The sequence below is a fragment of the Allobosea sp. genome, from assembly GCF_030695125.1.
GTDB lineage: Bacteria > Pseudomonadota > Alphaproteobacteria > Rhizobiales > Beijerinckiaceae > Allobosea.
Map to the genome: position 1 here is coordinate 34,304 of NZ_JAUYTP010000047.1, position 23,390 is coordinate 57,693.

Annotated in this window: 20 protein-coding genes; 11 read left to right on the top strand and 9 right to left on the bottom strand. The window is 68.0% G+C overall.

Features of this window, described 5'->3' with window-relative positions:
* Positions 1-60: 60 nt before the first annotated feature.
* Positions 61-678 carry a septation protein A gene (locus Q8S38_RS17215; RefSeq protein ID WP_305681627.1) on the bottom strand — a complete coding sequence of 206 codons (618 nt, stop codon included), beginning with the start codon at positions 676-678 and terminating at the stop codon, positions 61-63.
* A gap of 44 nt (positions 679-722) precedes the next feature.
* Positions 723-1,907 (bottom strand): signal recognition particle-docking protein FtsY, encoded by a 1,185-nt coding sequence (ftsY, locus tag Q8S38_RS17220; RefSeq protein ID WP_305681608.1) that lies wholly within the window; start codon positions 1,905-1,907, stop codon positions 723-725.
* A gap of 183 nt (positions 1,908-2,090) precedes the next feature.
* Between ftsY and Q8S38_RS17225 the strand changes: the two genes are divergently transcribed.
* Complete coding sequence (locus Q8S38_RS17225; RefSeq protein WP_305681628.1) at positions 2,091-2,765, top strand: RluA family pseudouridine synthase; 675 nt, start codon at positions 2,091-2,093, stop codon at positions 2,763-2,765.
* A gap of 9 nt (positions 2,766-2,774) precedes the next feature.
* Here Q8S38_RS17225 and Q8S38_RS17230 read toward each other — a convergent pair whose 3' ends face one another.
* The 4 genes from Q8S38_RS17230 to Q8S38_RS17245 all read right to left on the bottom strand — a co-directional run bounded on the left by Q8S38_RS17230 (position 2,775) and on the right by Q8S38_RS17245 (position 5,492).
* On the bottom strand, positions 2,775-3,065 hold the full coding sequence (locus Q8S38_RS17230) for a 4a-hydroxytetrahydrobiopterin dehydratase (RefSeq protein ID WP_305681609.1): 291 nt from the start codon (positions 3,063-3,065) through the stop codon (positions 2,775-2,777).
* A 2-nt stretch (positions 3,066-3,067) separates the two neighbouring features.
* Positions 3,068-3,646, bottom strand: a complete 579-nt coding sequence (thpR, locus tag Q8S38_RS17235) for an RNA 2',3'-cyclic phosphodiesterase (protein ID WP_305681610.1) — start codon at positions 3,644-3,646, stop codon at positions 3,068-3,070.
* A gap of 91 nt (positions 3,647-3,737) precedes the next feature.
* A complete protein-coding gene (locus tag Q8S38_RS17240; protein WP_305681611.1) occupies positions 3,738-4,793 on the bottom strand; it encodes an aldo/keto reductase in 1,056 nt (351 codons plus the stop codon).
* 90 nt (positions 4,794-4,883) lie between these two features.
* Positions 4,884-5,492 carry an arylesterase gene (locus Q8S38_RS17245; protein WP_305681612.1) on the bottom strand — a complete coding sequence of 203 codons (609 nt, stop codon included), beginning with the start codon at positions 5,490-5,492 and terminating at the stop codon, positions 4,884-4,886.
* A 177-nt stretch (positions 5,493-5,669) separates the two neighbouring features.
* On the opposite strand from Q8S38_RS17245, the gene Q8S38_RS17250 reads away from it, so the two are divergent.
* The 4 genes from Q8S38_RS17250 (at position 5,670) to Q8S38_RS17265 (ending at position 10,616) form a co-directional block, all read left to right on the top strand.
* Complete coding sequence (locus Q8S38_RS17250; RefSeq protein WP_305681613.1) at positions 5,670-6,398, top strand: ABC transporter ATP-binding protein; 729 nt, start codon at positions 5,670-5,672, stop codon at positions 6,396-6,398.
* Between the two features lie 2 nt (positions 6,399-6,400).
* Complete coding sequence (locus Q8S38_RS17255; RefSeq protein WP_305681614.1) at positions 6,401-8,986, top strand: ABC transporter permease; 2,586 nt, start codon at positions 6,401-6,403, stop codon at positions 8,984-8,986.
* Between the two features lie 220 nt (positions 8,987-9,206).
* On the top strand, positions 9,207-9,983 hold the full coding sequence (locus Q8S38_RS17260; RefSeq protein ID WP_305681615.1) for a Bax inhibitor-1/YccA family protein: 777 nt from the start codon (positions 9,207-9,209) through the stop codon (positions 9,981-9,983).
* Between the two features lie 102 nt (positions 9,984-10,085).
* The gene (locus tag Q8S38_RS17265) at positions 10,086-10,616 is read left to right on the top strand and encodes a GNAT family N-acetyltransferase (protein ID WP_305681616.1); all 531 of its coding nucleotides are present in this window, start codon (positions 10,086-10,088) and stop codon (positions 10,614-10,616) included.
* Between the two features lie 99 nt (positions 10,617-10,715).
* Here Q8S38_RS17265 and Q8S38_RS17270 read toward each other — a convergent pair whose 3' ends face one another.
* Both Q8S38_RS17270 and Q8S38_RS17275 read right to left on the bottom strand, forming a co-directional pair.
* Complete coding sequence (locus tag Q8S38_RS17270; protein WP_371125910.1) at positions 10,716-11,084, bottom strand: DUF2794 domain-containing protein; 369 nt, start codon at positions 11,082-11,084, stop codon at positions 10,716-10,718.
* Between the two features lie 365 nt (positions 11,085-11,449).
* The gene (locus tag Q8S38_RS17275) at positions 11,450-11,998 is read right to left on the bottom strand and encodes a peroxidase-related enzyme (RefSeq protein WP_305681630.1); all 549 of its coding nucleotides are present in this window, start codon (positions 11,996-11,998) and stop codon (positions 11,450-11,452) included.
* Positions 11,999-12,169: 171 nt separating this feature from the next.
* On the opposite strand from Q8S38_RS17275, the gene Q8S38_RS17280 reads away from it, so the two are divergent.
* Together Q8S38_RS17280 and Q8S38_RS17285 are read left to right on the top strand one after the other, a co-directional pair.
* Positions 12,170-17,017: an NAD-glutamate dehydrogenase gene (locus tag Q8S38_RS17280; RefSeq protein ID WP_305681617.1), complete on the top strand. Its 4,848-nt coding sequence runs from the start codon at positions 12,170-12,172 to the stop codon at positions 17,015-17,017.
* Between the two features lie 41 nt (positions 17,018-17,058).
* Complete coding sequence (locus tag Q8S38_RS17285) at positions 17,059-17,259, top strand: Trm112 family protein (protein ID WP_305681618.1); 201 nt, start codon at positions 17,059-17,061, stop codon at positions 17,257-17,259.
* A 166-nt stretch (positions 17,260-17,425) separates the two neighbouring features.
* Here Q8S38_RS17285 and Q8S38_RS17290 read toward each other — a convergent pair whose 3' ends face one another.
* Entirely contained in the window at positions 17,426-18,673 is a 1,248-nt protein-coding gene (locus Q8S38_RS17290; RefSeq protein ID WP_305681619.1) for a ubiquinone biosynthesis hydroxylase, read from the bottom strand.
* A 155-nt stretch (positions 18,674-18,828) separates the two neighbouring features.
* Between Q8S38_RS17290 and tesB the strand changes: the two genes are divergently transcribed.
* From tesB to Q8S38_RS17310, 4 genes are all read left to right on the top strand, one after another.
* Positions 18,829-19,698 carry an acyl-CoA thioesterase II gene (gene tesB, locus Q8S38_RS17295; protein WP_305681620.1) on the top strand — a complete coding sequence of 290 codons (870 nt, stop codon included), beginning with the start codon at positions 18,829-18,831 and terminating at the stop codon, positions 19,696-19,698.
* A gap of 239 nt (positions 19,699-19,937) precedes the next feature.
* The gene (locus Q8S38_RS17300; protein WP_054141588.1) at positions 19,938-20,276 is read left to right on the top strand and encodes a P-II family nitrogen regulator; all 339 of its coding nucleotides are present in this window, start codon (positions 19,938-19,940) and stop codon (positions 20,274-20,276) included.
* A 32-nt stretch (positions 20,277-20,308) separates the two neighbouring features.
* Entirely contained in the window at positions 20,309-21,775 is a 1,467-nt protein-coding gene (locus Q8S38_RS17305) for an ammonium transporter (protein WP_305681621.1), read from the top strand.
* 211 nt (positions 21,776-21,986) lie between these two features.
* Positions 21,987-23,390, top strand: a 1,404-nt coding sequence (locus tag Q8S38_RS17310; RefSeq protein WP_305681622.1) for a DNA translocase FtsK, incomplete at its 3' end; no start/stop codon positions are given.

Consider the following 23,390-nt stretch of genomic DNA (forward strand, 5'->3'; position numbering starts at 1 on the left):
CGCCATTTGGCTAAAGATGATGATGATGCCGCCAAATGGCAAGGCCGCACAACGAGGCTGTTACTCGCTCGCCTTCGCCGGCTTGATCTCGTGCTTGAGGATCAGCGGCGTCTGCGCCAGCGCAAACGCCATGGTCAGCGGCATCACGCCCCAGACCTTGAAGGCGACCCAGAAATCCTGGGTCTGCGTGCGCCAGACGATCTCGTTCAGTGCCGCCAGCACGAAGAAGAACAGACCCCAGCGCAGGGTCAGCTTGCGCCAGCCCTCCTCGTCGAGCTGCATCACCGATTCCAGCACCAGCGCCAGAAGCGAGCGCCCGAAATAAAGCCCCCCCAGCAGCACGCAGCCGAACAGCGTGTTCACGATCGTCGGCTTGACCTTGATGAAGAAGGCGTCGTCCAGCGCGATCGTCAGCCCGCCGAACACCGTCACGACCACGGCGTTCACCATCGCCATGCGCGGCAGGTAGCCCATCAGAATGCGCGAGACCGCCAGCGCCACCAGCGAGGCGACGACGAAGATGCCCGTCGCGACGAAGATGCGCCGGTCGGGCGCGACGCCGAAAAGCCGGTCGCCATAGGAATTGGCGAAGAAGAAGATCGCCAGCGGCCCGAATTCCAGCGCGAGCTTGAGCAGGGGGTTGATGGACTTGCCCTTGCCCGCCGGGGGCTGCGCCATGTCGGTCATCGTGTTTCGTTCCGTCCTGTCTGTGATCTTCAGCGTCACGCCGCTTCATCCAATCCCGACACCGCGCGGGCAAAATCGCGCGCCGAGAAGGGCTCGAGATCCTCGACGCCCTCGCCGACGCCGATGAAATGCACCGGCAGGCCGAACCTGGCCGCCAGCGCCACCAGAATGCCACCGCGCGCCGTGCCGTCGAGCTTGGTCATCACCAGCCCAGTGACGCCGGCCGTATCGCCGAAGGCCTCGACCTGGCTCAGCGCGTTCTGCCCGACAGTGGCGTCGAGCACGAGCAACGCCGCGTGGGGAGCCTCCGGATCGAGCTTGCGGATGACGCGGACCACCTTGGCGAGTTCGTCCATCAGCCCCGTCTTGTTCTGCAGCCGCCCGGCGGTGTCGACCAACAGCACATCCGTACCGGCGGCCTTCGCCTTCTGCAGCGCCTCGAAGGCGAGCCCCGACGCGTCGGCTCCCTGGTTGCCCGAGATGACCTCCGCTCCCGTGCGCTCGCCCCAGACCTTCAGCTGCTCGATCGCAGCGGCGCGGAAGGTGTCGCCGGCCGCCAGCATCACGGATTTGCCCTCGGCCCGGAATTTCGCCGCGAGCTTGCCGATCGTCGTCGTCTTGCCCGAGCCGTTGACGCCGACCATCAGGATCACGAACGGCTTTTTGGTGGCGTCGATCACCAGCGGCTGCGCCACCGGGTTCAGGATCGCCTCGACCTCGCGCGCCAGGATCGCCTTCACCTCGGAGGGCTCGATCTGCTTGTCGTAGCGCCCCTCGCCGACTGCCTTGGCGACGCGCGCGGCGGTCGCCAGGCCGAGATCGGCCTGGATCAGGATGTCCTCGAGATCTTCGAGCGTGGCGGAATCGAGCTTGCGCTTGGTGAAGAGGTCGGTGATCCCCGTCGTCAGCGCCGAGGAGGTCCGCGACAGGCCCTCCGTCAGGCGCCGCCACCAGCTCCGCTTGGGCTCGGGCGCAGCGACGATCGGCGCAGCCAGTATGGGCGCAGCCTGGACTGGTGCCGGCTCCGGCATCGCGATCGGCAGCGGCCCGGCCTCGCCGGTCAACAGCTCGGGCGCGATGGGGGCGTCCGCGAGCGGCGCTTCGGGCGGCACCTCCGTCGGGGGCGACGCGGACGCCTGGGATTGCGGCGTCTCGGGCTCCGGCTCGAGGCCAAACAATCTCGACAAGAAGCCGCGCTTCTTCGGTTCGTTCTCGCTCATCATTCTTCCCGTGGCCTCGCCGCGGAGCGGCGCGTGCTTGCGCGGCAGGTTGGCCTTCGCTAGCGCAATGCCATGACCACGCCCGACCGACCAGAAATTTCGCAAGCGAGCCCGGGCGCGCACCCCTCCGGATCGCCGCGCGACGAGCCGCCGCTGCCCTTCCCGCTGCTCTATCGCGACGCGATGATGCTGGTCATCGACAAGCCCGCAGGCCTGCCCTCGCATCGCGGCCCCCAGGCCAAGCGCCGGGTCATCCCCGTCCTCACCGACCATCTCGACGCGCTGCGCTTCGGCCTGCCGCGCCGGCCCGAAGCCGCGCACCGTCTCGACAAGGACACCTCGGGTTGCCTGATCCTCGGCCGCCACCCGCGCGCCATGGCCGAGCTGAACCAGATGTTCCGCGACGGCGCCATCGCCAAGAGCTACTGGGCGATCGTCCAGGGCGCCCCTGAAAGCGACGAAGGGCTGATCGATCTGCCGCTGGGCAAGCGCGCACCCGACCGTGGCTGGTGGATGAAGGTCGATCCCGACGGCCTGCCCTCGCAGACGCGCTGGCGGGTGATGGGGCGAGGGCAGAACGAAGCCGGCCCGCTCGCCTGGCTCGAACTCGAACCGCTGACCGGCCGCACCCATCAGTTGCGCGTCCATTGCGCCGCCTCGGGCTGGCCGATGCTCGGCGACGAGATCTATGGCGACGCACCGCGCGAGGGCGGGCCGGGGCTGCAGTTGCACGCGCGCGCCATCACCGTGCCGCTCTATCGCAAGAAGCCGCCGATCCGGATCGAGGCGCCGCCGCCGTCCCATATGGAGGCGGCGCTCAGGGCTTGCGGCTGGGTGCGACCCGTCGCAGCTCCGTGACCAGTACGATCAGCTCCCCAGCGCATCCATGGCGCGGGCGAGCTTGACGTCGAGCTCGGTCAGGCCGCCGGCATCATGCGTGGCGAGCGTGACGTCGACGGTGCGATAGATGTTGGACCATTCGGGGTGATGACCCATGGCCTCCGCCAGCAGCGCGACGCGCGTCATCCAGCCGAAGGCTTCGTTGAAATCGCGGAAGACGAAGCGCTTGACGATGGCCTCGCGCCCCTCGGCCAGCTTCCAGCCGGTCAGGATCGTCAGCGCTTCGTTGCGGGCCTCGGGCCCCAGTCGCTTGGGCATGCTCATCTCCGCTGGAACTCGCCCCGCAACGGCCGGTTGGGATAGGACGGCCCCAGCGGATAGGCCGCCTCCAGCACATAAGGCCCACCGCCGACCGAATCGCGCGACGACATCAAGGCGAGACGCCGCGCTGTGAAGCTGATTGGCCGCACGATCGGGTGCAGGCTGAGATAATGCGCCACATCGGCCGGCGCCGTATCGCGCAGCCGCGCCAGCGTGACATGCGGCACGAATTTGCGGCTCTCCGCCGGCAGGCCGAGCTTGCGCATCAGCCGCTCCAGATCGCCCTGAAGCTCGGTGAGCCGCGCATTCGGTTGAACCCGCGCGAACACCGAACGCGGCTTGTCGCCGCCGAAGGTGCCCAGCGAATCGAGCGTCACCTCGAACGGGTAGCTGCGGATATCGCCGAGGAATTCGTCGAGATCATTGGCCGTGCGCCGGTCGACATCGCCCAGGAAGCGCAGCGTGATGTGATAATCGGCCGGATCGATCCAGCGCGCCCCGGCCAGTCCGCCCCGGTGCAGCGTCAACGCCGAGGCAACCTCGGCGGGAATCTCAAGCGCTGTGAACAGCCTCGGCATGTCCGAATCAGTGCCAGTTTTTTGTGACTCTGGCGAGACGAAATGCCGGGCAGGCGCTGCCCGACAGGGCAGCGCCTCGATCGAGCCCGGATCAGGGGCAGGGATTGCCGACGAGCTGGTGGATCGCGTCGATGCCGGCCTCGAGCTCCGGCGACAGTTTGACCGCGATCGAGGCGATGTCGGTCTTGAGCTGCTCCATCGAGGTCGCGCCGATGATGTTGGCGGTGACGAAGGCGCGGGTGTTCACGAAGGCGAGCGCCATCTGCGCCGGGTCGAGCCCGTTGTCGCGCGCCAGCGCCATGTAGCGCTTGATCGCGTCCTCCGCGCCCGGCGTCTGGTAGCGCTGACCGCGGTCGAACAGCGTCGTGCGCGCACCGGCGGGACGGGCACCGTCGAGATATTTGCCGGTCAGGAAGCCCTGGCCGAGCGGCGAATAGGCGAGCAGCCCGACATCCTCGCGGATCGCGATCTCCGCCAGCGCCGTCTCGAAGGTGCGGTTGAGCAGGTTGTAGGAATTCTGGATCGACTGCACGCGCGGCCCGCCGCGGGTCTCGGCGTCGCGCACGAAGCTCATCGTGCCCCAGGCGCTCTCATTGGAGAGGCCGAGATGCCGGATCTTGCCCTCCTTCACGATCTCCGCGAAGGCGTCGAGCTGCTCGGCGATCGGCGTCTCGTCCGCGGGGCGTTCGAAGGCGGCCTTGGAGAAGCGCGTCGGGTTCGAGCCCCAAGGCATCGGCCGCTCGGGAAAATGGATCTGGTAGAGGTCGATATAGTCCGTCTGCAGCCGCTTGAGGCTCTTCTCGACCGCCTCGCGGATCTGCTTGCGCGTGACACGCGTCGGGCTCTTGTCGTCGCGGAACCAGGTGTTGGCGCCGCGCCCGCAGATTTTCGAGGCGAGGATGACCTTGTCGCGATTGCCGCGCGCCTTGAACCAGCTGCCGAGGATCCGCTCCGTCGAGCCCTGCGTCTCCGCCTTGGGCGGGATCGAGTAGAGCTCCGCCGTGTCGAAGAAGTTCACGCCCTGGTCGAGCGCGTAATCCATCTGCGCATGGCCCTCGGCCTCGGTGTTCTGCTCGCCATAGGTCATGGTTCCCAGGCAGATCACCGAGACCTGGAGATCGGTGCGGCCGAGACGGCGGTATTCCATGGCGAAGCAACTCCGGAAGCGGCGGGCGATGGGCGCGCGTCGAGCAGATGGGGGAAGGCGGTCCGACGGGCGCGACGGCCCGCGGGAGGGTCAGGACTTGGGCGGCAGCGTCGCGAGGAAGCGCTCGACCGTCGGCAGGATGTTGCGGACGATGACGCGAACGCCCTCGGCCGTGGGGTGGAGCAGATCGGGCTGGTTGAGCACACGGTCGCCCGCAATGCCCTCCAGGAAGAACGGGTAGAGCACCAGCCCATGCGCCTTCGCAAGCTCGGGATAGATGCTGTCGAAGCGCGCTGCATACTCCGTGCCGAGATTGCGCGGGGCATACATGCCGGCGAGCAGCACCGGGATGCCCCGCGCCTTCAGCCGGGTGATGATCGCTTCCAGGCCCTTACGCGTCGTCGCCGGATCGAGCCCCCGCAGCGCGTCGTTGGCGCCGAGCTCGAGGATGACGCCATCCGTGCCGTCCGGCACCGACCAGTCGACCCGATCGAGCCCGCCCTGGACGGTGTCGCCGGAGACGCCGGCGTTCACGATCTCGACAGAATGGCCCTTCTCGCGCAGGGCCCGTTCCAGAACCGGCGGAAAGGCCGCACTGGCCGGCAGGTTGTAGCCGGCTGTCAAACTGTCGCCGAGCGCGACGAGTTTCAGCGTGCGCGCGCCAGGGAGGCTGGGGCTCGGGGGGGACGTCTGGGCCATGGTCGCGATCGGCAGCACGGTGAGACAGAGCAGAAAAGCGGCGCAGAGAGATTGGACAAGCGCCAGGCAGCGCCCATATCGCCGCTTTAGGGGACGACATGACGGCTTGCCCTGCTCGGGCCGCGTTTGCGTGCGAGCAGGGTCGGTAATGGATATCGAAGTCAGGATCATTGGATGATGAGCGATACGCGCGTCCCACCGACGGATCAGCCGGCGATCGAATTGCAGGATGTCGAGCTTAGTTTGGGGCGTGCGGCCGCCCGCGTCCATATCCTCAAGGGTGTTTCTTTGTCGCTGGCCGCCGGACAGGCGACCGGGCTGGTCGGCCCTTCGGGCTCCGGCAAGTCGACCCTGCTGATGACGATGGCCGGCCTGGAGCGGCCCGACAGCGGCATCGTCAAGGTCGCCGGCCAGGATCTCGGCAAGCTCGACGAGGACGGGCTCGCCGTCTTCCGCGGCCGCCATATCGGCATCGTCTTCCAGTCCTTCCACCTCGTCCCGACGATGACGGCGCGCGAGAACGTCGCTTTGCCGCTCGAACTCGCCGGCGCCGGCGATGCCTTCGTCCGGGCCGAAGCCGAGCTGCGCAATGTCGGCCTCGGCGACCGCATGGACCATTACCCGGCCCAGCTCTCGGGCGGCGAACAGCAGCGCGTCGCCATCGCCAGGGCGGTGGCTCCAGACCCCGCCATCCTCGTCGCCGACGAACCGACCGGCAATCTCGACGAAACCACCGGCCGCTCGATCGTCGATCTGATCTTCGCCCTGCGGCGCGAACGCGGCGCGACACTGGTGCTCGTCACGCATGACCTCTCGCTGGCCGCGCTCTGCGACCGCACGGTGCGCCTGCGTGCCGGGCGCATCGAGACGCAGGCCCAGGCCGACGCCGCGACGGCGGTGGCCTGATCATGCACGGAACGGTCAAGCCCCTCCCGAAGCCGCCGTCGCGCGCCGCTGGCGCCGCGCTGGCCTTCCGCCTCGCCTGGCGCGATCTGCGCGGGGGCCTGCGCGGTTTCGGCGTCTTCATCGCCTGCCTGGCGCTGGGCGTCATGACCATCGCCGCCGTCGCCTCCGCCTCGCGCGGCCTGACCGAGGGCCTCTCCCGCGAGGGCCGGCGCATCCTCGGCGGAGATGCCGCCTTCGGGCTGATCCACCGCGAGGCGACACCGCAGGAACTGGCTTTCCTGACCGGCCGCGGCACGGTCTCGACCATCGCCACGATGCGCGGCATGGCCAATGCCGGCGACAAGGGCGCCGCCCTCGTCGAGATCAAGGCCGTGGATTCCGGCTATCCCGGTATCGGCGAACTCGTCGCCGAGCCGAATGCGCCCGTCGCGGAGCTGCTGGCGGTGAAAGACGGCGTCTTCGGCGCCGTCGCCGACCCCGTCCTGTTCGGCCGGCTCGATCTGAAGCCCGGCGACGTCGTCCTCGTCGGCTCCGCCCGCGTGCAGCTGCGCGCCAACCTCGTCTCCGAACCCGACAAGATCGCAGCCGGCGTCGGCTTCGGCCCGAGGCTCCTGATCTCGCAGGAGGCGCTGCGCGCGACCGGCCTGCTCCAGCCCGGCAGCCTCGTGCGCTGGACCTACCGCGTCGCCCTGCCGCCGCAAGCCGCAAGCAATGCCGACCTCGCCGCGCTGATCGCGGATGCCGGCGCGCAGCAGCGCGATGCCGGCTGGGAGATCCGCTCCCGCGCCAACGCCAATCCCGGCTTCCAGCGCAATCTCGAACGTTTTACACAGTTCCTGACGCTGGTCGGCCTCACCGCCTTGCTGGTCGGCGGCGTCGGCGTCGCCAATGCGGTGCGCCGCTTCGTCGAGGCCAAGAAGCTCGACTTCGCCACGATGAAGGCCGTCGGCGCCACCGGCGGCCGCGTCGTCGCGATCCACCTCACCGAAGTGATGCTGGTCGCGGCGCTCGGCACCGCCATCGGCCTGGCTCTGGGCGCCGCCGCGCCCTTCGCGCTGGGCGCCGCATTGAAATCCGTCCTGCCCGTTCCCTTCGAGCCGACCCTGGCGCCCGGCGAACTCGGCGTCGCCGCACTTTACGGCCTGCTGACGGCGCTCGTCTTCGCCATCCTGCCGCTCGGCCGGGCCCATGACGTGCCGGTTTCGGCCCTGTTTCGGGACCAGATCGAGCCCGACGCCCGCCGGCCGCGGGCGATCTACATCGCGATCTGCCTGCTGGCGCTGGCCGGGCTCGTCGGCGTCGCGCTCGCCTTTGCCTATGACCGGCGCATCGCGCTCATCTACATGGCCGTGATGACCGGCATCTTCCTGCTGCTGCGTGGCGTCTCCTGGGGGCTGATGGCGCTCGCCCGGGCGCTGCCGAGGCCCCGGAACCCCTCGCTGCGCATGGCGCTGGCCAACAGCTACCGGCCGGGCGCACTGACGCCGTCGCTCGTGCTTTCGCTGGGCCTGGGCGTCGCCTTGCTCTCGGCGCTCGCCTTCATCGACACCAGCCTGACCCGACAGCTGACACAGTCCCTGCCGGAGAAGGCGCCGAGCTTCTTCTTCCTCGACATCCCCAATGCCGACGCCGCCCGCTTCGATGCCGTGCTGAAAGAGGAGCGTCCGGGCGCGACGCTGGCGCGCGTGCCAATGATGCGCGGGCGTATCGTCTCGATCAACGGCGTCCGCGCCGAGGACATCAAGGCCTCCGAGCAATCGGCCTGGATCCTCGACGGCGACCGCGGCATCACCTATTCGCAGACGATTCCCGAGGGGTCGCGCGTCTCGGCTGGCGAATGGTGGCCGGCCGATTACAGCGGAGAGCCGCTGGTCTCCTTCGATGCGCAGAACGCCGCCGGCATCGGGCTCAAGATCGGCGATACCCTGACCGTCAACGTGCTCGGCCGGACCATCACAGCCCGCGTCGCCAATCTGCGGGCGATCGAGTGGCGCTCGCTCGGCATCAATTTCGTGATGCTGTTCTCTCCCAACGCCTTCGCCGGCGCGCCGCACACCAATCTCGCCACCATCACACCCGCCGACGGCCCGGCCGGGGGCACCGACGCCACCCTGTTGCGCCGGCTGGCGGTCGAGTTCCCGACCGTGACCACCGTCCGGGTCAAGGACGCGCTGGAGGCGGTCAACACCATCGTCGGCCAGCTCGCCACCGCCATTCGCGGCGCATCGGGCCTCGCCATCGCCGCGAGCCTGCTCGTCCTGGGCGGTGCGCTGGCGGCCGGCCAGCGCGCGCGACTTTACGACGCGATGATCCTGAAGACGCTGGGCGCGACACGCCGTTTCATACTTTCGTCGTACGCCCTTGAATACGCCGCGATCGGCCTCGTCTCGGCGCTGTTCGGCGTTGTCGCAGGCGCTCTGGCGGGCTGGGGCGTCGTCACGCAAGTGATGAAGATCGAATTCGTCAATGACCCCACCGGGGCGTTACTGGCCGCGACTGCGGCTGTCGGCGTCACTGTCCTGTTCGGGCTCACTGGCACGCTAAAAATACTATCGAAAGCGCCAGCTTCTCATCTGCGGAATTTGTGATGACTAGCTGAAAAGGACTCACGCTAGACATTACAGGGGCGTAACTTTGCATGGATGGGGCGTCGCGTTTCTATGGGGCTCCGCTTTTAACCATGAAGGCCCCTTGTAAGAACCGGCGAACGCCCTCATATTCCGTTCATCGCCACGGTTGTGTGCGACGACAGGGCATCGCCGGACGCGATGGCCGTCTTCGGAATCACTGTCAGGGGAAACTCGCTCGATGAGCAACTTCGACCGCAATGCTCCAGTCTGGGGTGCCGGCCGCGCCCAGCAGACCAGCGCCGTCGAGATGGATCAGGGCCTGCGCTCGTTCATGCTCGGCGTCTACAACAACATGTCGATCGGCCTGGCCATCACCGGCCTCGCCGCGATCGGCATCTCCATGCTGGCGATCGCCGGCGTCTCGCCGACCGGCAAGGTCACGGCGCTGACCCCGCTCGGCACCGCCCTCTACACCAGCCCGCTGAAATGGGTCGTGATGCTGGCGCCGCTCGCCTTCATCCTGTTCTTCTCGTTCAAGGCGGAGAGCATGAGCTCCTCGTCCGCGCGTGCCATGTTCTTCGCCTTCGCGGCGGTGATGGGCGTGTCGCTGTCGTCGATCTTCGTGGTCTACACGGGTGAATCGATCACCAAGGTGTTCTTCATCACCGCCGCGACCTTCGGTGCGCTGAGCCTCTACGGCTACACCACCAAGAAGTCGCTGTCGGCGATGGGTTCGTTCCTGATCATGGGCCTGATCGGCCTGGTGATCGCATCGCTGGTGAACCTGTTCCTGCAGTCCAGCGCCCTGTCCTTCGCCGTCTCGGCGATCGGCGTGCTGGTCTTCGCCGGCCTGACCGCCTGGGACACCCAGCGTCTGAAGGAGATGTACCTCTACTCCGACATGAACCCGGAGGAGGCCGCGAAGCTCTCGGTGAACGGCGCTCTGTCGCTCTACCTGAACTTCATCAACATGTTCCAGATGCTGCTCTCGCTGTTCGGCAGCAAGCAGGAGTGATCAGCGGTCCCACCCCTCACCCGGGTGGGACATGCACAGACAACGAGCCCCGGTCGCAAGGCCGGGGCTTTTCTTTTGGGTGTGAATGGCGATGATCGGCGCATGATGCTGCCGTCAATCCGCCCGGCCACCCCCGCCGACATTCCTGCCATCGCGGCGATCTATGGCGACGCCGTGCGCAACGGCACCGCCTCCTGGGAGCTCGACGCGCCCGACGAGGCCGAGATGCTGCGACGGCTTGAAGCGATCCTGGCCGGCGGGTATCCCTATCTCGTGGCGCAGCGCGACGACCTGTTGCTCGGTTATGCCTATGCCAGCGCCTACCGGCCCCGTCCGGCCTATCGCTCGACGGTCGAGAACTCGATCTACATTGCGCCGGACGCCCAGGGCGCCGGCATCGGCAGTGCCTTGCTGGCCGCGCTGATAGAGGCCTGCACGGCCGAGGGCTTCCGCCAGATAATCGCGGTGATCGGCGACGGGACCGGCGCCTCCGTCGGCTCGCGGCGGCTGCACGAGCGGGCCGGCTTCCGCCTGATCGGCGTCGCGGAAAAAGTCGGCTTCAAGCATGGCCGCTGGCTCGACCAGATGCTGATGCAGAAGGATTTGGGAGAGGGCAGCGCGACGCCACCATGAACGTGAGCCCGACTCGTCATTGCGAGCGCAGCGAAGCAATCCAGAGCCGTAGAGCGAGTCCTTCTGGATTTCTTCGCTGCGCTCGCAATGTCGGAAAATTCAGCCGACGACGCTCAGCTTCTTGTCGAGCACGCGCAGCACGCGGGACAACTCGGCGCCGCGCTTCAGCACCAGCCCCGTCGCGGCGACCACCGAATAGGCGCCCTGCCGCTTGGCCAGCGCCGGTGTCTTGACGATTCGGTAGAGCGGCACCTCCGACGAGCGGCGATAGACCGAGAACTGTGCCTGATCCTTGAGGAAGTCGATGGCGTAGTCGCGCCATTCACCGGCGGCCACCATGCGGCCGTAGAGATTGAGCAGCTCCGACAATTCACGACGGTCGAAGGTGACCGCAGCCGGCTTGACCGCACCGGGGAAGGGAATGATCCCGCCCATCGGCTGCGATGGCGGCGTGTCGCTCTCGCTCATGATGCCTCCCGACCGGCGACCGCGCGGGGCCGCCTTGCTGTTTGGCACGCGATGATGCGCTCGCGATGCTGTGCTGGCAAGCAATCCGGGCGAGGTCGCTTTCCCGGTCCGGCAGGCGAACACGCCGCCGTCCGGACGGACATCACGGCTTCGTCAAAGCCGCCGCATTCTCGCCGCGATCCGGCCAAGCGACCGCCCCGTTGCTTGGGTTAAATAGCGAAGTTGTCTCGACGGCCCGGTCTTATCGGTCTTCGGTTTGTCAGCCCCCCAGCCCCCCGTGGATCTGGTGAGGCTGGGCCACTCAGTCGAGGCCAACTCAGCGGCTGGCGCCCTGCGCCGGCCGTTTTTCTTTGTGCCCGCACGCCTCAGCGTGCCTGTCGGTGGTACTCGACATTGGGACGCATATCGACCGCCGAGGCCATGCGGTTCGACATGTTGAAGAAGGCCGCGACCGCCGCGACGTCCCACAGGTCGCGCTCCCCGAAACCGGCGCCCCGCAGCCTGGCCCGGTCGTCCTCGCCAACCAGATGCGGCGTCTCGGTCAGCTTGACCGCGAAGTCCAGCATGGCGCGGTGGCGAACCGACAGGTCGGCCGCGCGATGATTCATCGCCATCAGCTCGCCCAGCACGGGGTCCTGCGAGAGCTGGCGCACGGCCGCGCCATGGGCCGTCAGGCAGTAATAGCAGCGGTTCACACTGGAGACCGCGACCGCGATCATCTCGCGTTCCAGCTTCGACAGGCCCGACGGGGCCAGCATCAGGTCGTTGTAGAAGGCGGCGAAGGCCGAGAGCTTGGCGTCGTCATGGGCATAGGCGACCAGCACGTTCGGGACGAAGCCGAGCTTTTCAAGACATTTGTCGAAATAGGCCTGGTTCTCGGCCGAGAGAAGCCCTTGCGGGAGATCGAGCGCCATGGCCGGCGGATCGACATCCTGCGGCGCTGGCCTCTCTCCGGGCTTCGGTTTGTCATGTTTGACCATCATGGATGTCCTGTCGTGTCGCCCGGGTCTTCGCCCCGCTGCGCGCCGCAATTGAAAGGCGTCCCAGCCTATGTCATCGCTGGGGCAAAATAACAGGGGTGGACCATGGGCAAGCGCGTGACCAATGCGACGGCTGCGGCTGTTTCCGCAATCGAGACCGCCGCCGCAGGCCTGCCCGGGGCGATGCCGCCCGACTTTCCCCGCCTGCTTTACGGACGTGCCGTCGCCGAGGACCTCGAGGCCCTGCCGGCCGACATGCTGGCTCGCGCTGCGGCCTCCGCCTACGAGCATCTTCAGGCGCCCCGCAGCCCCCAAGCCATCAATCTCCGCTTCCGGGACGACGCCTTCAGCAGCCTGGACCGCGAGCACCAACTCACGATCCTCGAGGTCGTCAACGAGAACAAGCCGTTCCTGCTCGATTCGACGCTCGCCGAACTGGCCGAGCAGGGCTACGAGCCCCGCCTCGTGGCGCATCCGATCCTCGCGGTCGCGCGCGGCGCCGACGGTGCGTTTTTGTCACTGGCCGGCGAAGCCGCCGGCCGCGCTCCGGAAGGCACCCGCCGCGAGAGCCTGATCCAGATCCATCTCGAGCGAATTGATTCGCCCGAGGCCCGCGACCGGCTCTGCGCCGGGCTGGAACGCGTCTATGCCGATGTCGGGCTGGCGGTCGAGGATTGGGCGGCGATGCGCGGCCGAATCACCGAGGTGATCCAAGCCTATCGCGGCAACCCGCCCCCCTTGCCGGAGGATGAAGTCACCGAGGCGCTGCAGTTCCTCGAATGGATCGCCGGCGACAACTTCACCCTGCTCGGTATCCGCGCCTACCGCTTCCCCAATGGCGATGCCGCCGCCGATCCGATCGAGGGCTCGGGCCTCGGCATCCTGCGCGACCCCGCGGTCAAGATCCTGCGCAAGAACCGCGAGATGGTCGCCGTCACGCCCGAGATTCGGGCCTTCCTCGCCAAGCCGCAGGCCCTGATCATCACCAAGGCCAACGTCAAGAGCCGCGTCCACCGCCGCGTCCATCTCGACTATGTCGGCGTCAAGCTCTTCACCCCCGAGGGGCGGCTCGACGGCGAGTTGCGCATCGTCGGGCTCCTGACTGCGAACGCCTATACCGGCAGCGCGCTCGAGATTCCCTATCTGCGTTTGAAGGTCGCCCGCGTCGCCCGTAACATCGGCTTCGATCCCGCGAGCTATTCCGGCCGGGCGCTTTACAATGTGCTCGACGCCTATCCGCGCGACGAACTCTTCCAGATCGACGCCGCCACGCTGGAGAGTTTCGCGCTGTCGATCCTCCAGCTCACCGAGAGGCCGCGGATCCGCGCGCTGGCACGCGTCGATGAATTCGACCGCTTCGTCTCGATCCTCGTCTTCATTCCCAAGGATCGCTACGACACCCGCGTGCGCCGTCGCGTCGGCGAATTCCTGGCCGGCCTCTATCAGGGCCGCATCTCGGCGGCCTATCCGGCATATCCCGAGGGGCCGCTCGCCCGCACCCATTACATCATCGGCCGCGACGAGGGCAAAACGCCCAAGGTCGACCGCGCCACGCTCGAAGCCGGCATCACCGCGATCGTCCGCACCTGGAGCGACGGGCTGAAGGACGCTCTCGACAGCGAGCGCTCCGGCCCCGCCGCCCGCGCCCTGGCGGAGCGCTATGCCGAGGCTTTCGGCGCGGCCTATCGTGATCGCTTCTCGCCCGCCGAGACGCTTCGCGACATCGACGTCCTCCAGAAGCTGACGCCGGAGCGCGCCCGCGCCGTCAACCTCTACCGCCGCGAGGGCGATCCCGCGACCCGCGCCAACCTCAAGGTGTTTTCGCGCGGCGTCGCGATCTCGCTCTCGGCCCGCGTCCCCGTACTGGAAAACATGGGTTTCCGCGTCGTCAACGAGCGGACCTACAACATCACGCCGCAGCCGGCCGCCGGCGAGGCCACGGATACGACGCGCGTCTGGCTCCACGACATGACGCTCGAACGCGCCGACGACGGCGAGATCGACCTCGCACGGCTCGATCCGCTGATCGAGGCCGCGCTGATGGCGCAGTTCCGGGGGCTCGCCGAATCCGACCGCTTCGATCAGCTCGTGCTGGCGGCGGGCCTCGCCTGGCGGGAGGCCTCGCTCCTGCGCGCGCTCGGGCGCTATCTGCGCCAGATCGGCGCGCCCTATGCGCAGGGTTACATCGCCGATGCGCTGACGCGCCATGCCGGCATCGCCTCGCGGCTTGTCGCCCTCTTCGTCGCCAAATTCGATCCGCGCCTGAGCGAAGCCGAGCGTACCGCGAAGAGCGACGCCGAGCGCCGGGCGATCGAGACCGCGCTCGACGCGGTCACCAGCCTCGACGAGGACCGCATCCTGCGCCGCCTCGTCAACCTGATCGATGCCGCCCTGCGGACCAACTTCTTCCAGATCGGCCCCGACGGGCAGCCGCGCGGCACGATCTCGATCAAATACGACTGCGCGAGGGTCGATTCGCTGCCGCTGCCGCGCCCGCTCTACGAGATCTTCGTCTATTCGCCCCGCGTCGAGGGCATCCATCTGCGCTTCGGCAAGGTCGCCCGTGGCGGCCTGCGCTGGTCCGACCGGCCACAGGATTTCCGCACCGAGGTGCTCGGGCTGGTCAAGGCGCAGCAGGTCAAGAACGCGGTGATCGTGCCCGTCGGCGCCAAGGGCGGCTTCGTGCCCAAGCATCTGCCGCCGGCCTCGGACCGGGCGGCCTGGTTCGCGGAAGGGACCGAGAGCTACCGCATCTTCGTGCGCACCTTGCTGGAGCTCACAGACAATCTCGATGGCGAGACGGTGATTCCGCCGGCCGACACCGTGCGCCATGACGGCGACGACCCCTATCTCGTCGTCGCCGCCGACAAGGGCACCGCAACCTTCTCCGACACCGCCAACGCGCTCTCGCTGGAAAAGCACCACTGGCTCGGCGACGCCTTCGCCTCGGGTGGAAGCCAGGGCTACGACCACAAGAAGATGGGCATCACCGCCCGCGGCGCCTGGGAGGCGGTGAAGCGGCATTTCCGCGAGATCGACATCGACATCCAGACCACGCCCTTCACCGTGGCGGGCGTCGGCGACATGTCGGGAGACGTCTTCGGCAACGGCATGCTGCTCTCGCCGACGATCAAGCTGGTCGCCGCTTTCGACCACCGCGACATCTTTCTCGATCCCGATCCCGACACGGCAAAGTCGCTGGCCGAGCGGCAGCGCCTGTTCGACCTGCCCCGCTCCTCCTGGCAGGACTACGACAAGAGCCTGATCTCGGCCGGCGGCGGGGTGTTCTCCCGCCAGGCCAAGAGCATTCCGCTCTCAGCAGCCGTCCAGACCCTCCTGGGTCTGTCAAAGGCCGAGGTCTCCCCCCCGGAGCTGATGACCGCGATCCTGAAGGCGAAGGTCGATCTGCTCTGGTTCGGCGGCATCGGCACCTATATCCGCGCCTCCGACGAGAGCGATGCGCAGGTCGGTGACCGCGCCAATGACGCGATTCGCATCAGCGGCGGTGAGATCGGCGCGCGCGTGATCGGCGAGGGTGCCAATCTCGGCGCGACCCAGCGTGGCCGCATCGAGGCGGCACGGGCTGGCGTGCGTCTCAACACCGATGCGATCGACAACTCCGCCGGCGTCAACACCTCCGACGTCGAGGTCAACATCAAGATCGCGCTGGCCGCGCCGGTGAAGGATGGCCGCCTGCCGGAAGAGGCGCGCAATGCGCTGCTGGCTCAGATGACCGACGAGGTCGGCCTGCTCGTCCTGCGCAACAACTATCTGCAGACGCTCGCCCTTTCGCTGACGGAGGCCCAGGGCCAGGCCGCGACGCCAGGGCTGCGCTATCTGATGCAGACGCTCGAGACCCAAGGGCGGCTCGACCGCAGCGTCGAATATCTGCCCAGCGATGCCGTGCTGGCCGAGCGCGAAAAGCGTGGCGAAGGCCTGACGCGCCCGGAAATGGCGGTGCTCATCGCCTATGCCAAGCTCGCCTTGCACGACGCGCTGCTGGAATCGGACGTGCCCGACGACCGCTACCTCAACAGCGAACTGATCCGGTATTTCCCGGCTGCGCTCCGCGAGCGCTATGCGCCCGAGATCGCCGGCCACAAGCTGCGCCGCGAAATCGTCGCGACGCAGCTCGCCAACGCCATCGTCAACCGCGGCGGCCCGGCGCTCGTGCCCGTGCTCTCGGCCCTGACCCATGCGGAGGTGCCCGCGATCGCCGCAGCCTATGCCATCGCCCGCGATTCCTTCGACCTGATGGCGCTCAACGGCGAGATCGACGCGCTCGATGCGAAGCTGCCCGGCAAGATCCAGCTCGGCCTCTACGCCGCCGTCCAGGAGCTGGTCAGCGATCGCATGCGCTGGTTTCTCCGCCGCGGCGTGGCGAAGCCGGGAACGATCGAGCCGACCGTCGCCCATTACAAGGCCGGCGTCGCGACGCTGGCTTCGGCGCTCGACGGGCTGTTGCCCGACGCCGCGGCGCAGGCGCAGCACGCGCGCATCGCCGTGCTGACCTCGGAGGGCGTGCCGGCCGCTCTGGCGACACGCATCGCCAGCCTGCCGGCGCTGGCCCAGGCCACCGACATCGTCGATATCGCCGACCAGGCGAAACGCGACCTCGCCGAGGTCGCATCGATCCATTTCGGCGTCGACGCGGTATTCGGCCTCTCCGCGCTGGCCGCGGCCGCCGCCGCGGTGCCGGCGACGGATGATTATGAGCGCCTCGCCCGCGAACGCGCGATCGAGACCCTGTCCGACGCGCAAGCGGGCCTGACGCGGGAGATCGCGTCCGGCCAGGGCGCGACCGGCCGGCTGGACAGCTGGCTCGAAGAGCGAAAGAGCGATGTCGATCGCACCCGCAGCACGGTCCAGGCGATCACCGCCTCGGGCCTGTCGCTCCCGAAACTGATGGTGGCGGCCGGGATGCTGGCCGACCTGCCCCGCAAGACGACCTGAACGCTCAAATCCACCGAACCGGCACAGCCCATGGAAACCCGATGACCGAACTCGCCACCGAAACCACCACGCGCATCGACCCCAAGCTGCTGGAAATCCTGGTCTGCCCGCTGACCAAGACGACGCTCGAATACGACGCCGCGCGGCAGGAGCTGGTCAGCCGCGCTGCCAGGCTCGCATACCCGATCCGCGACGGCATCCCGATCATGCTGCCGGAAGAGGCGCGCCCGCTGGAGGGATGAGCAGCGCTTGGACCCAACCATGTTTCACGGGAAACACGACCGTCATCCCGGACAAGCGGCGAAGCCGCGCTGATCCGGGATCCATCCTAAGGCTCGACGGCGCTCGATGTTGGATCCCGGGCCAAGCCCGGGATGACCGCGCGTTTCCTGCCCGGTACGAGTTGGCTCAAAGCCCCTCGCCCCGCAGCAGCCGTGGCGGCGCGCCCGCCATGCCCGCCGCCTCGCGGATGAAGAAGCGCTTCAGCCCCGGCAGGCGGTCGACGAGCCCGAGCCCGAGGTCGCGCGCCAGCCGGATCGGCGTGGCATCGTTCGAAAACAGCCGGTTCAGGCCGTCGGTGACGGCCCCCATCGCCACCGTATCGAAGCGGCGCGCCCGCTCATAGCCGTCCAGCACGTCCTCGCTCCCCGGATCGAGCCCGAGGCGCGCCGCATCGACGATCGTTTCGGCCAGCGCGGCAACGTCCTTCAGGCCGAGGTTGAGGCCCTGGCCCGCGATCGGATGGATCACATGGGCGGCGTCGCCGAGCAGCGCCAGCCGCGGGGCCACGAACCGCCTGGCGACACCGAAGCTGAGCGGATGCGCCGAAACCGGGCTCTCCAGTGCGATCTCGCCGAGTTCGAGGCCGAAGCGGCGCTCGATCTCGGCCAGCATGCCGTCCTCGTCGAGCGAAAGCAGCGCCTGCAGGTTCTCGGTGCGCTCGCTCCAGACGATCGAGGAGCGGTACCCGAGGCGGCCGCCATCGCGCAGCGGCAGGATCGCGAACGGCCCCGAGGGCAGGAAATGCTCGACGGCGCGGCCGTCATGGGGCCTCTCATGCCCGATCGTGGCGACGAGCCCCGCTTGCCGGTAATCCCAGCCGACCCAGCCAATCCCGGCCTGCTCGCGCAGTTTCGAGCGCGCGCCGTCGGCCGCGACCAGAAGCCGGACCGCCATCACCGCGCCGCTCGTCAGGGTGGCGGTGCCGCCGCCGTCGTCGGCAGCGTATTGCACGACGCCCTCGCCGCGCAGCGCGACGCCCGTCTCCCGACAGGCCTCGGTCAGAGCCGCGATAAGCGCCGCGCTCTCCACCATATGCGCGAAGGGCTGGCCGGGCTCGACCTCCCCGTCGAAGGTCAGGAACACCGGGCGCACGACGTCGCCGCTGCGGCTGTCGGAAATGACCATCTCCGTCATCGGCTGCGCGCTGGCGGCGATCGCATCCCAGATCCCGAGCGTCTGCAGCATCGCCTGCGCCGCCGCGGCGACCGCATAGGCCCGGTTGTCGGCGCGCTCGGGGCCAGCCAGGGCCGGATCGGCAACGGTGATCGCAAAGCTCGGACCCATCGCCCGCTTGAGGGCGAGCGCGAGCGTCAACCCGGCAATGCCGCCACCGGCAATGACGATCGCCTCGCGCGGCTGCGTTTGAACGGCCATGCTGTTTCTGTCCTCCTCGGCGATGCGTGACCTGAGGCGCGCACCCCGCTTGACGATCCGGGACGGGTCGGTGCTGATGCGGCGGAAACCGGCCGGTCCTGTGTGCCCAAGCCGGCTCGACCGTCAACCCGTCCGTCAGCAGAGCCGTTTCGACCATGTCCCAGATCAGCGACTCCTTGATGTCGATCCTCGACCTCGAGCCGCTCGAACGCAATCTGTTCCGGGGTCGCAGCCCCAAGGTGGGCTGGCCGCGGGTCTTCGGCGGCCAGGTCATCGCGCAATCGCTCTATGCCGCCTGCAAGACCGTGGAGGGGCGCCAGCCTCATTCCCTGCACGCCTATTTCCTGCTCGGCGGCGACCCCGAGATTCCGATCATCTACGAGGTCGACCGCCTGCGCGACGGCCGCTCCTTCACCACCCGGCGCGTGCTGGCGATCCAGAAGGGGGAGGCGATCTTCGCCATGTCGGCGTCCTTCCAGGTCGAGGAGGCGGGCTATGACCATCAAATGCCGATGCCCAACGTGCCGATGCCGGAGGATCTGCCCGATCGCGATGCGATGAACCGCGGCATCCTCCCCAACATGCCCAAGGCCGTGCGCGCCTATTACGAGCGCGAACGGCCCATCGAGATCCGCCCGGTCGAGGTCGCCCGTTATGCCGGCACCGGCGAGGCGATGGAGCCCAGGTTCCACGTCTGGATCAGGGCGATGCAGCCCTTGCCCGACGACCCGGCCGTGCATCAGGCGGTGCTGGCCTATGCCTCGGATCTGATGCTGCTGGATTCGAGCCTGATCGCCCATGGCACGACCGTGTTCGATCCGAAGATCCAGGCGGCCAGCCTCGATCATGCGCTGTGGTTCCACCGGCCGTTCCGCGCCGACGAATGGCTGCTTTACGCGCAGGACAGCCCCTCGACCTCGGGAGCACGCGGATTTTCGCGTGGGCTCATCTTCGACCGACGCGGCAACCTCGTCGCATCCGTCGCCCAGGAGGGCCTCGTGCGACCGCGCCCCGATCGCGCGTGACGACGTTTTAGGCAAACGCCTACCAATTAGCCAGTCGCCTAACCTCTGAGCAGCCTGCCCGCACCGGAATCACATCCGGTCGCGGGTTTTTCCGTTTGCTGCATCTTCGCGCATGCCTCGAACGCCAGTTGGCACGCGCCTTGAATTGGGACCTCCCGACGCGCTGCGATGACAAGCGCGCGAGGCGCAACAGGATCGCCGGGGCTGACTTCCGGGCGGCGGAACGGGGAAACCCAACAATGAAGATCGTGATGGCTATCATCAAGCCGTTCAAGCTGGAGGAGGTGCGCGACGGGCTCACCGCCATCGGCGTGCACGGCCTGACCGTGACAGAGGTGAAAGGTTATGGCCGCCAGAAGGGCCATACCGAGATCTACCGTGGCGCCGAATACGCCGTGAGCTTCCTGCCGAAGATCAAGATCGAAGTCGCCGTGTCCGACGAACTCGTTGGAAAGGTGATCGAGGCGATCACGGCAGCCGCCCGCACCGGCCAGATCGGCGACGGCAAGATTTTCGTGTCGTCGATCGAGAAGGCCGTGCGCATCCGCACCGGCGAGACCGACGGCGACGCCCTCTGATGACCCGCGATCCTTCCGAGGAGTTTTCAAAGATGAATTTCAAGACCATCAGCCGGGTCGGGCTCGTCGCGCTGGCGCTTGCCGCTGCCGGCGGCGCACTCGCGCAGACCCCCGCCACCCCCGTCCCCAACAAGGGTGACGTCGCCTTCATGATGAGCTCGACCGTCCTGGTCTTCCTCATGACGATCCCGGGCCTCGCCCTGTTCTATGGCGGCCTCGTCCGCAGCAAGAACATGCTCTCGGTCCTGACGCAGGTTTTCGCCATCGTCAGCATCGTCTCTCTGCTCTGGGTGATCTACGGCTACTCGCTCGCCTTCACCAATGGCGGCGGCTTGAACGACTATGTCGGCGGCTTCTCCAAGGCCTTCCTGCGCGGCGTCGACGCCACCACCACCGTCGCCACCTTCTCCAACGGCGTCGTGATCCCGGAATATGTCTATCTGGCCTTCCAGATGACCTTCGCCTGCATCACGCCGGCCCTCATCGTCGGCGCCTTCGCCGAGCGCATGAAGTTCTCGGCGCTGCTGCTCTTCACCGTTCTCTGGGTGACCTTCATCTATTTCCCGATGGCCCACATGGTCTGGTACTGGGGCGGCCCCGATCTCGTCGGCAACGCCGCCAAGGCGCTGGCTGAGGCGCCCGCGGAAGGCAAGGCCGCAGCGCAGGCCGCGCTCGACGCCGTCAACGCCGATGCGGGCATGCTCTTCAAATGGGGTGCGCTCGACTTCGCCGGCGGCACCGTGGTGCACATCAATGCGGGCATCGCCGGTCTGGTCGGCTGCATCCTGCTCGGCAAGCGCATCGGCTACGGCAAGGAGCTGATGGCTCCGCACTCGCTGACGATGACCCTGATCGGTGGCGCCCTGCTCTGGGTCGGCTGGTTCGGCTTCAATGCCGGCTCGAACCTCGAGGCCAACGGCACCGCGGCTCTGGCCATGGTCAACACCTTCGTCGCCACCGCTGCAGCCGCCGTCGCCTGGCTGTTCGTCGAATGGGCGATCAAGGGCAAGCCGTCCCTGCTGGGGATGGTTTCGGGCGCGGTCGCCGGCCTCGTCGCCGTCACCCCGGCCGCCGGCTTCGCCGGTCCGATGGGCTGCATCATGCTCGGCCTGATCTCCGGAACCGTCTGCTTCGTGTTCTGCTCGACGGTCAAGAACGCGCTCGGCTATGACGACTCGCTCGACGTCTTCGGCATCCACTGCGTCGGCGGCATCCTCGGCGCGCTGGCGACCGGCATCCTCGTCAATGTCGATCTCGGCGGCGCGGGCATCCCGGACTATGTCTCGAAGCCCGGCGAGCTCGCGGTCGGCACCTATGAGTTCGGCACGGCCTTCATGGCCCAGATCAAGGCGGTGCTGTTCACGCTGATCTTCAGCGGCGTCGGGTCGCTGATCCTCTTCAAGATCGTCGATGTCGTCGTCGGCCTGCGCGTGGCTCCCGATGCCGAGCGTGAAGGCCTCGACATCGCCGAGCATGGCGAGCGTGCCTACCACCCCTGAGACCTCGGTCTTCGATACACGATCCAACACGATCCCCGGCGGGCGACCGCCGGGGATTTTTGCTTGGTGCAACCGTCATCGGGCTCAGGGGTGGGCGTCTGCATGAGGGCGCTGACGCCAAGGTTAAGCGGGTCTTAACCTCACCTTCCTAACGTATCGCAGACCGGCCGATGTTGCGGCCCACGCCCCTTGGGATGACGGCTTAGCCCGCATGCGCACGATCCGACGCTCGACCTCGCTGATGGACCGCCTGCCCGACCCGGTGCGGGAGTTCCTGTCGCGCCGCGCCAGCGAGATCACCGGGCTGGTGGTGCTGGCGCTGATGGCGGCCGTGGCAGTGTCCCTCGCGACCTGGTCGGTCGACGATCCCAGCCTCAACAACGCCACCAGCGGCGCGGTCCGGAACTGGCTCGGCCGGCCGGGCGCCATGGTCGCCGATCTGATGATGCAGCTGATCGGGCTCGGCGTCATCGCGCTGCTGTTTCCGCCGCTGATCTGGTCGCTCAGGCTGGTCCGGTTCCATCTCTTCGACCGCGGCGCGCTCAAGCTCGGCCTCTGGGTCGTCGGCATCGCCGCGACCGCCGCCGTCGGCAGCGCGCTGCCGGCAACGCCACGCTGGCCCTTGCCCACCGGCATGGGCGGCGTCATCGGCGACGGGCTGTTGTTCGGCACCCGCAACCTCGCCGGTCTCGCCGGCAACGCCGTCGGCGGTCTGGTCGGTTTCCTCTATGCGGGCGTCGCCATCCTCGCCGTCACGGCCGCCGCGGGCTTTGGCTTCGTCGGCGACGAGGACCCGATCGCCGATGGCGAGGATGCCGACGAATCCTGGTCGGACAGCGAGGACAGGCGCGACGACGAGCCCGGCATCGCCGTGATTCTCGTCGGCTGGCTCGCCCATGGCGCGATGGCGCTGCGCGGCATGATCCTGCGGCGTCTGCCGCAGCCCCCGGCCGCAGCCGCCCAGGCGGCAGGCCGCCAGGGCGGCGACATGGCGCCGGCTGCCGGCCGGGTCCGCCGCGAGCCGCAATTCAATGACGGCCATCGGCGCGAACCCGGCATCCGCCCGACGGTTCCGCCCTTCGATCCCGCCCCGCTGCCACCGGTGCGCGGCGCCCGCACGCCCCAGCCCGATCTCGACCCGCCCTTCGCGCTGGACGAGGACGAGCCGCTCGATCTGCGCGACCTCAATGCGCCGCGCGTGACCGCGCCCTCGCCTGCCCCCAAGCCCGGCAAGCGCATCCAGCGCGAGGCGCAACCCTCGCTGCTCGATCGCGAGGCGTTCGAGCTGCCGCCGCTGACCTATCTCGGCGAGCCCAAGAAGCTGCCTGCCACGGCGATCTCGACCGATGCGCTCGAGCAGAACGCGACGCTGCTCGAAGGCGTGCTGGAGGATTTTGGCGTCCGCGGCGAGATCACGCAGGTCCGCCCCGGCCCGGTGGTGACGCTCTACGAACTGGAGCCGGCTCCGGGCACGAAATCCTCCCGCGTGATTTCGCTGGCCGACGACATTGCCCGTTCGATGAGCGCGATCTCGGCGCGCGTGGCGGTGATTCCCGGCAAGAACGCGATCGGCATCGAACTGCCCAACGCCAAGCGCGAGACGGTCTATCTGCGC

Excerpts from the sequence above, each read along its gene's own strand:
- Q8S38_RS17250 (WP_305681613.1), top strand. The coding sequence starts at position 5,670 with ATGAGCGATACGCGCGTCCCACCGACGGATCAGCCGGCGATCGAATTG.
- Q8S38_RS17305 (WP_305681621.1), top strand. The coding sequence starts at position 20,309 with ATGAATTTCAAGACCATCAGCCGGGTCGGGCTCGTCGCGCTGGCGCTT.
- Q8S38_RS17215 (WP_305681627.1), bottom strand. The coding sequence starts at position 678 with ATGGCGCAGCCCCCGGCGGGCAAGGGCAAGTCCATCAACCCCCTGCTC.
- Q8S38_RS17285 (WP_305681618.1), top strand. The coding sequence starts at position 17,059 with ATGACCGAACTCGCCACCGAAACCACCACGCGCATCGACCCCAAGCTG.
- Q8S38_RS17265 (WP_305681616.1), top strand. The coding sequence starts at position 10,086 with ATGATGCTGCCGTCAATCCGCCCGGCCACCCCCGCCGACATTCCTGCC.
- Q8S38_RS17290 (WP_305681619.1), bottom strand. The coding sequence starts at position 18,673 with ATGGCCGTTCAAACGCAGCCGCGCGAGGCGATCGTCATTGCCGGTGGC.
- Q8S38_RS17300 (WP_054141588.1), top strand. The coding sequence starts at position 19,938 with ATGAAGATCGTGATGGCTATCATCAAGCCGTTCAAGCTGGAGGAGGTG.
- Q8S38_RS17230 (WP_305681609.1), bottom strand. The coding sequence starts at position 3,065 with ATGCCCAAGCGACTGGGGCCCGAGGCCCGCAACGAAGCGCTGACGATC.
- Q8S38_RS17225 (WP_305681628.1), top strand. The coding sequence starts at position 2,091 with ATGATGCTGGTCATCGACAAGCCCGCAGGCCTGCCCTCGCATCGCGGC.
- thpR (WP_305681610.1), bottom strand. The coding sequence starts at position 3,646 with ATGCCGAGGCTGTTCACAGCGCTTGAGATTCCCGCCGAGGTTGCCTCG.
- Q8S38_RS17270 (WP_371125910.1), bottom strand. The coding sequence starts at position 11,084 with ATGAGCGAGAGCGACACGCCGCCATCGCAGCCGATGGGCGGGATCATT.
- Q8S38_RS17245 (WP_305681612.1), bottom strand. The coding sequence starts at position 5,492 with ATGGCCCAGACGTCCCCCCCGAGCCCCAGCCTCCCTGGCGCGCGCACG.
- Q8S38_RS17255 (WP_305681614.1), top strand. The coding sequence starts at position 6,401 with ATGCACGGAACGGTCAAGCCCCTCCCGAAGCCGCCGTCGCGCGCCGCT.
- Q8S38_RS17240 (WP_305681611.1), bottom strand. The coding sequence starts at position 4,793 with ATGGAATACCGCCGTCTCGGCCGCACCGATCTCCAGGTCTCGGTGATC.
- tesB (WP_305681620.1), top strand. The coding sequence starts at position 18,829 with ATGTCCCAGATCAGCGACTCCTTGATGTCGATCCTCGACCTCGAGCCG.
- Q8S38_RS17275 (WP_305681630.1), bottom strand. The coding sequence starts at position 11,998 with ATGGCGCTCGATCTCCCGCAAGGGCTTCTCTCGGCCGAGAACCAGGCC.
- Q8S38_RS17260 (WP_305681615.1), top strand. The coding sequence starts at position 9,207 with ATGAGCAACTTCGACCGCAATGCTCCAGTCTGGGGTGCCGGCCGCGCC.
- Q8S38_RS17280 (WP_305681617.1), top strand. The coding sequence starts at position 12,170 with ATGGGCAAGCGCGTGACCAATGCGACGGCTGCGGCTGTTTCCGCAATC.
- ftsY (WP_305681608.1), bottom strand. The coding sequence starts at position 1,907 with ATGAGCGAGAACGAACCGAAGAAGCGCGGCTTCTTGTCGAGATTGTTT.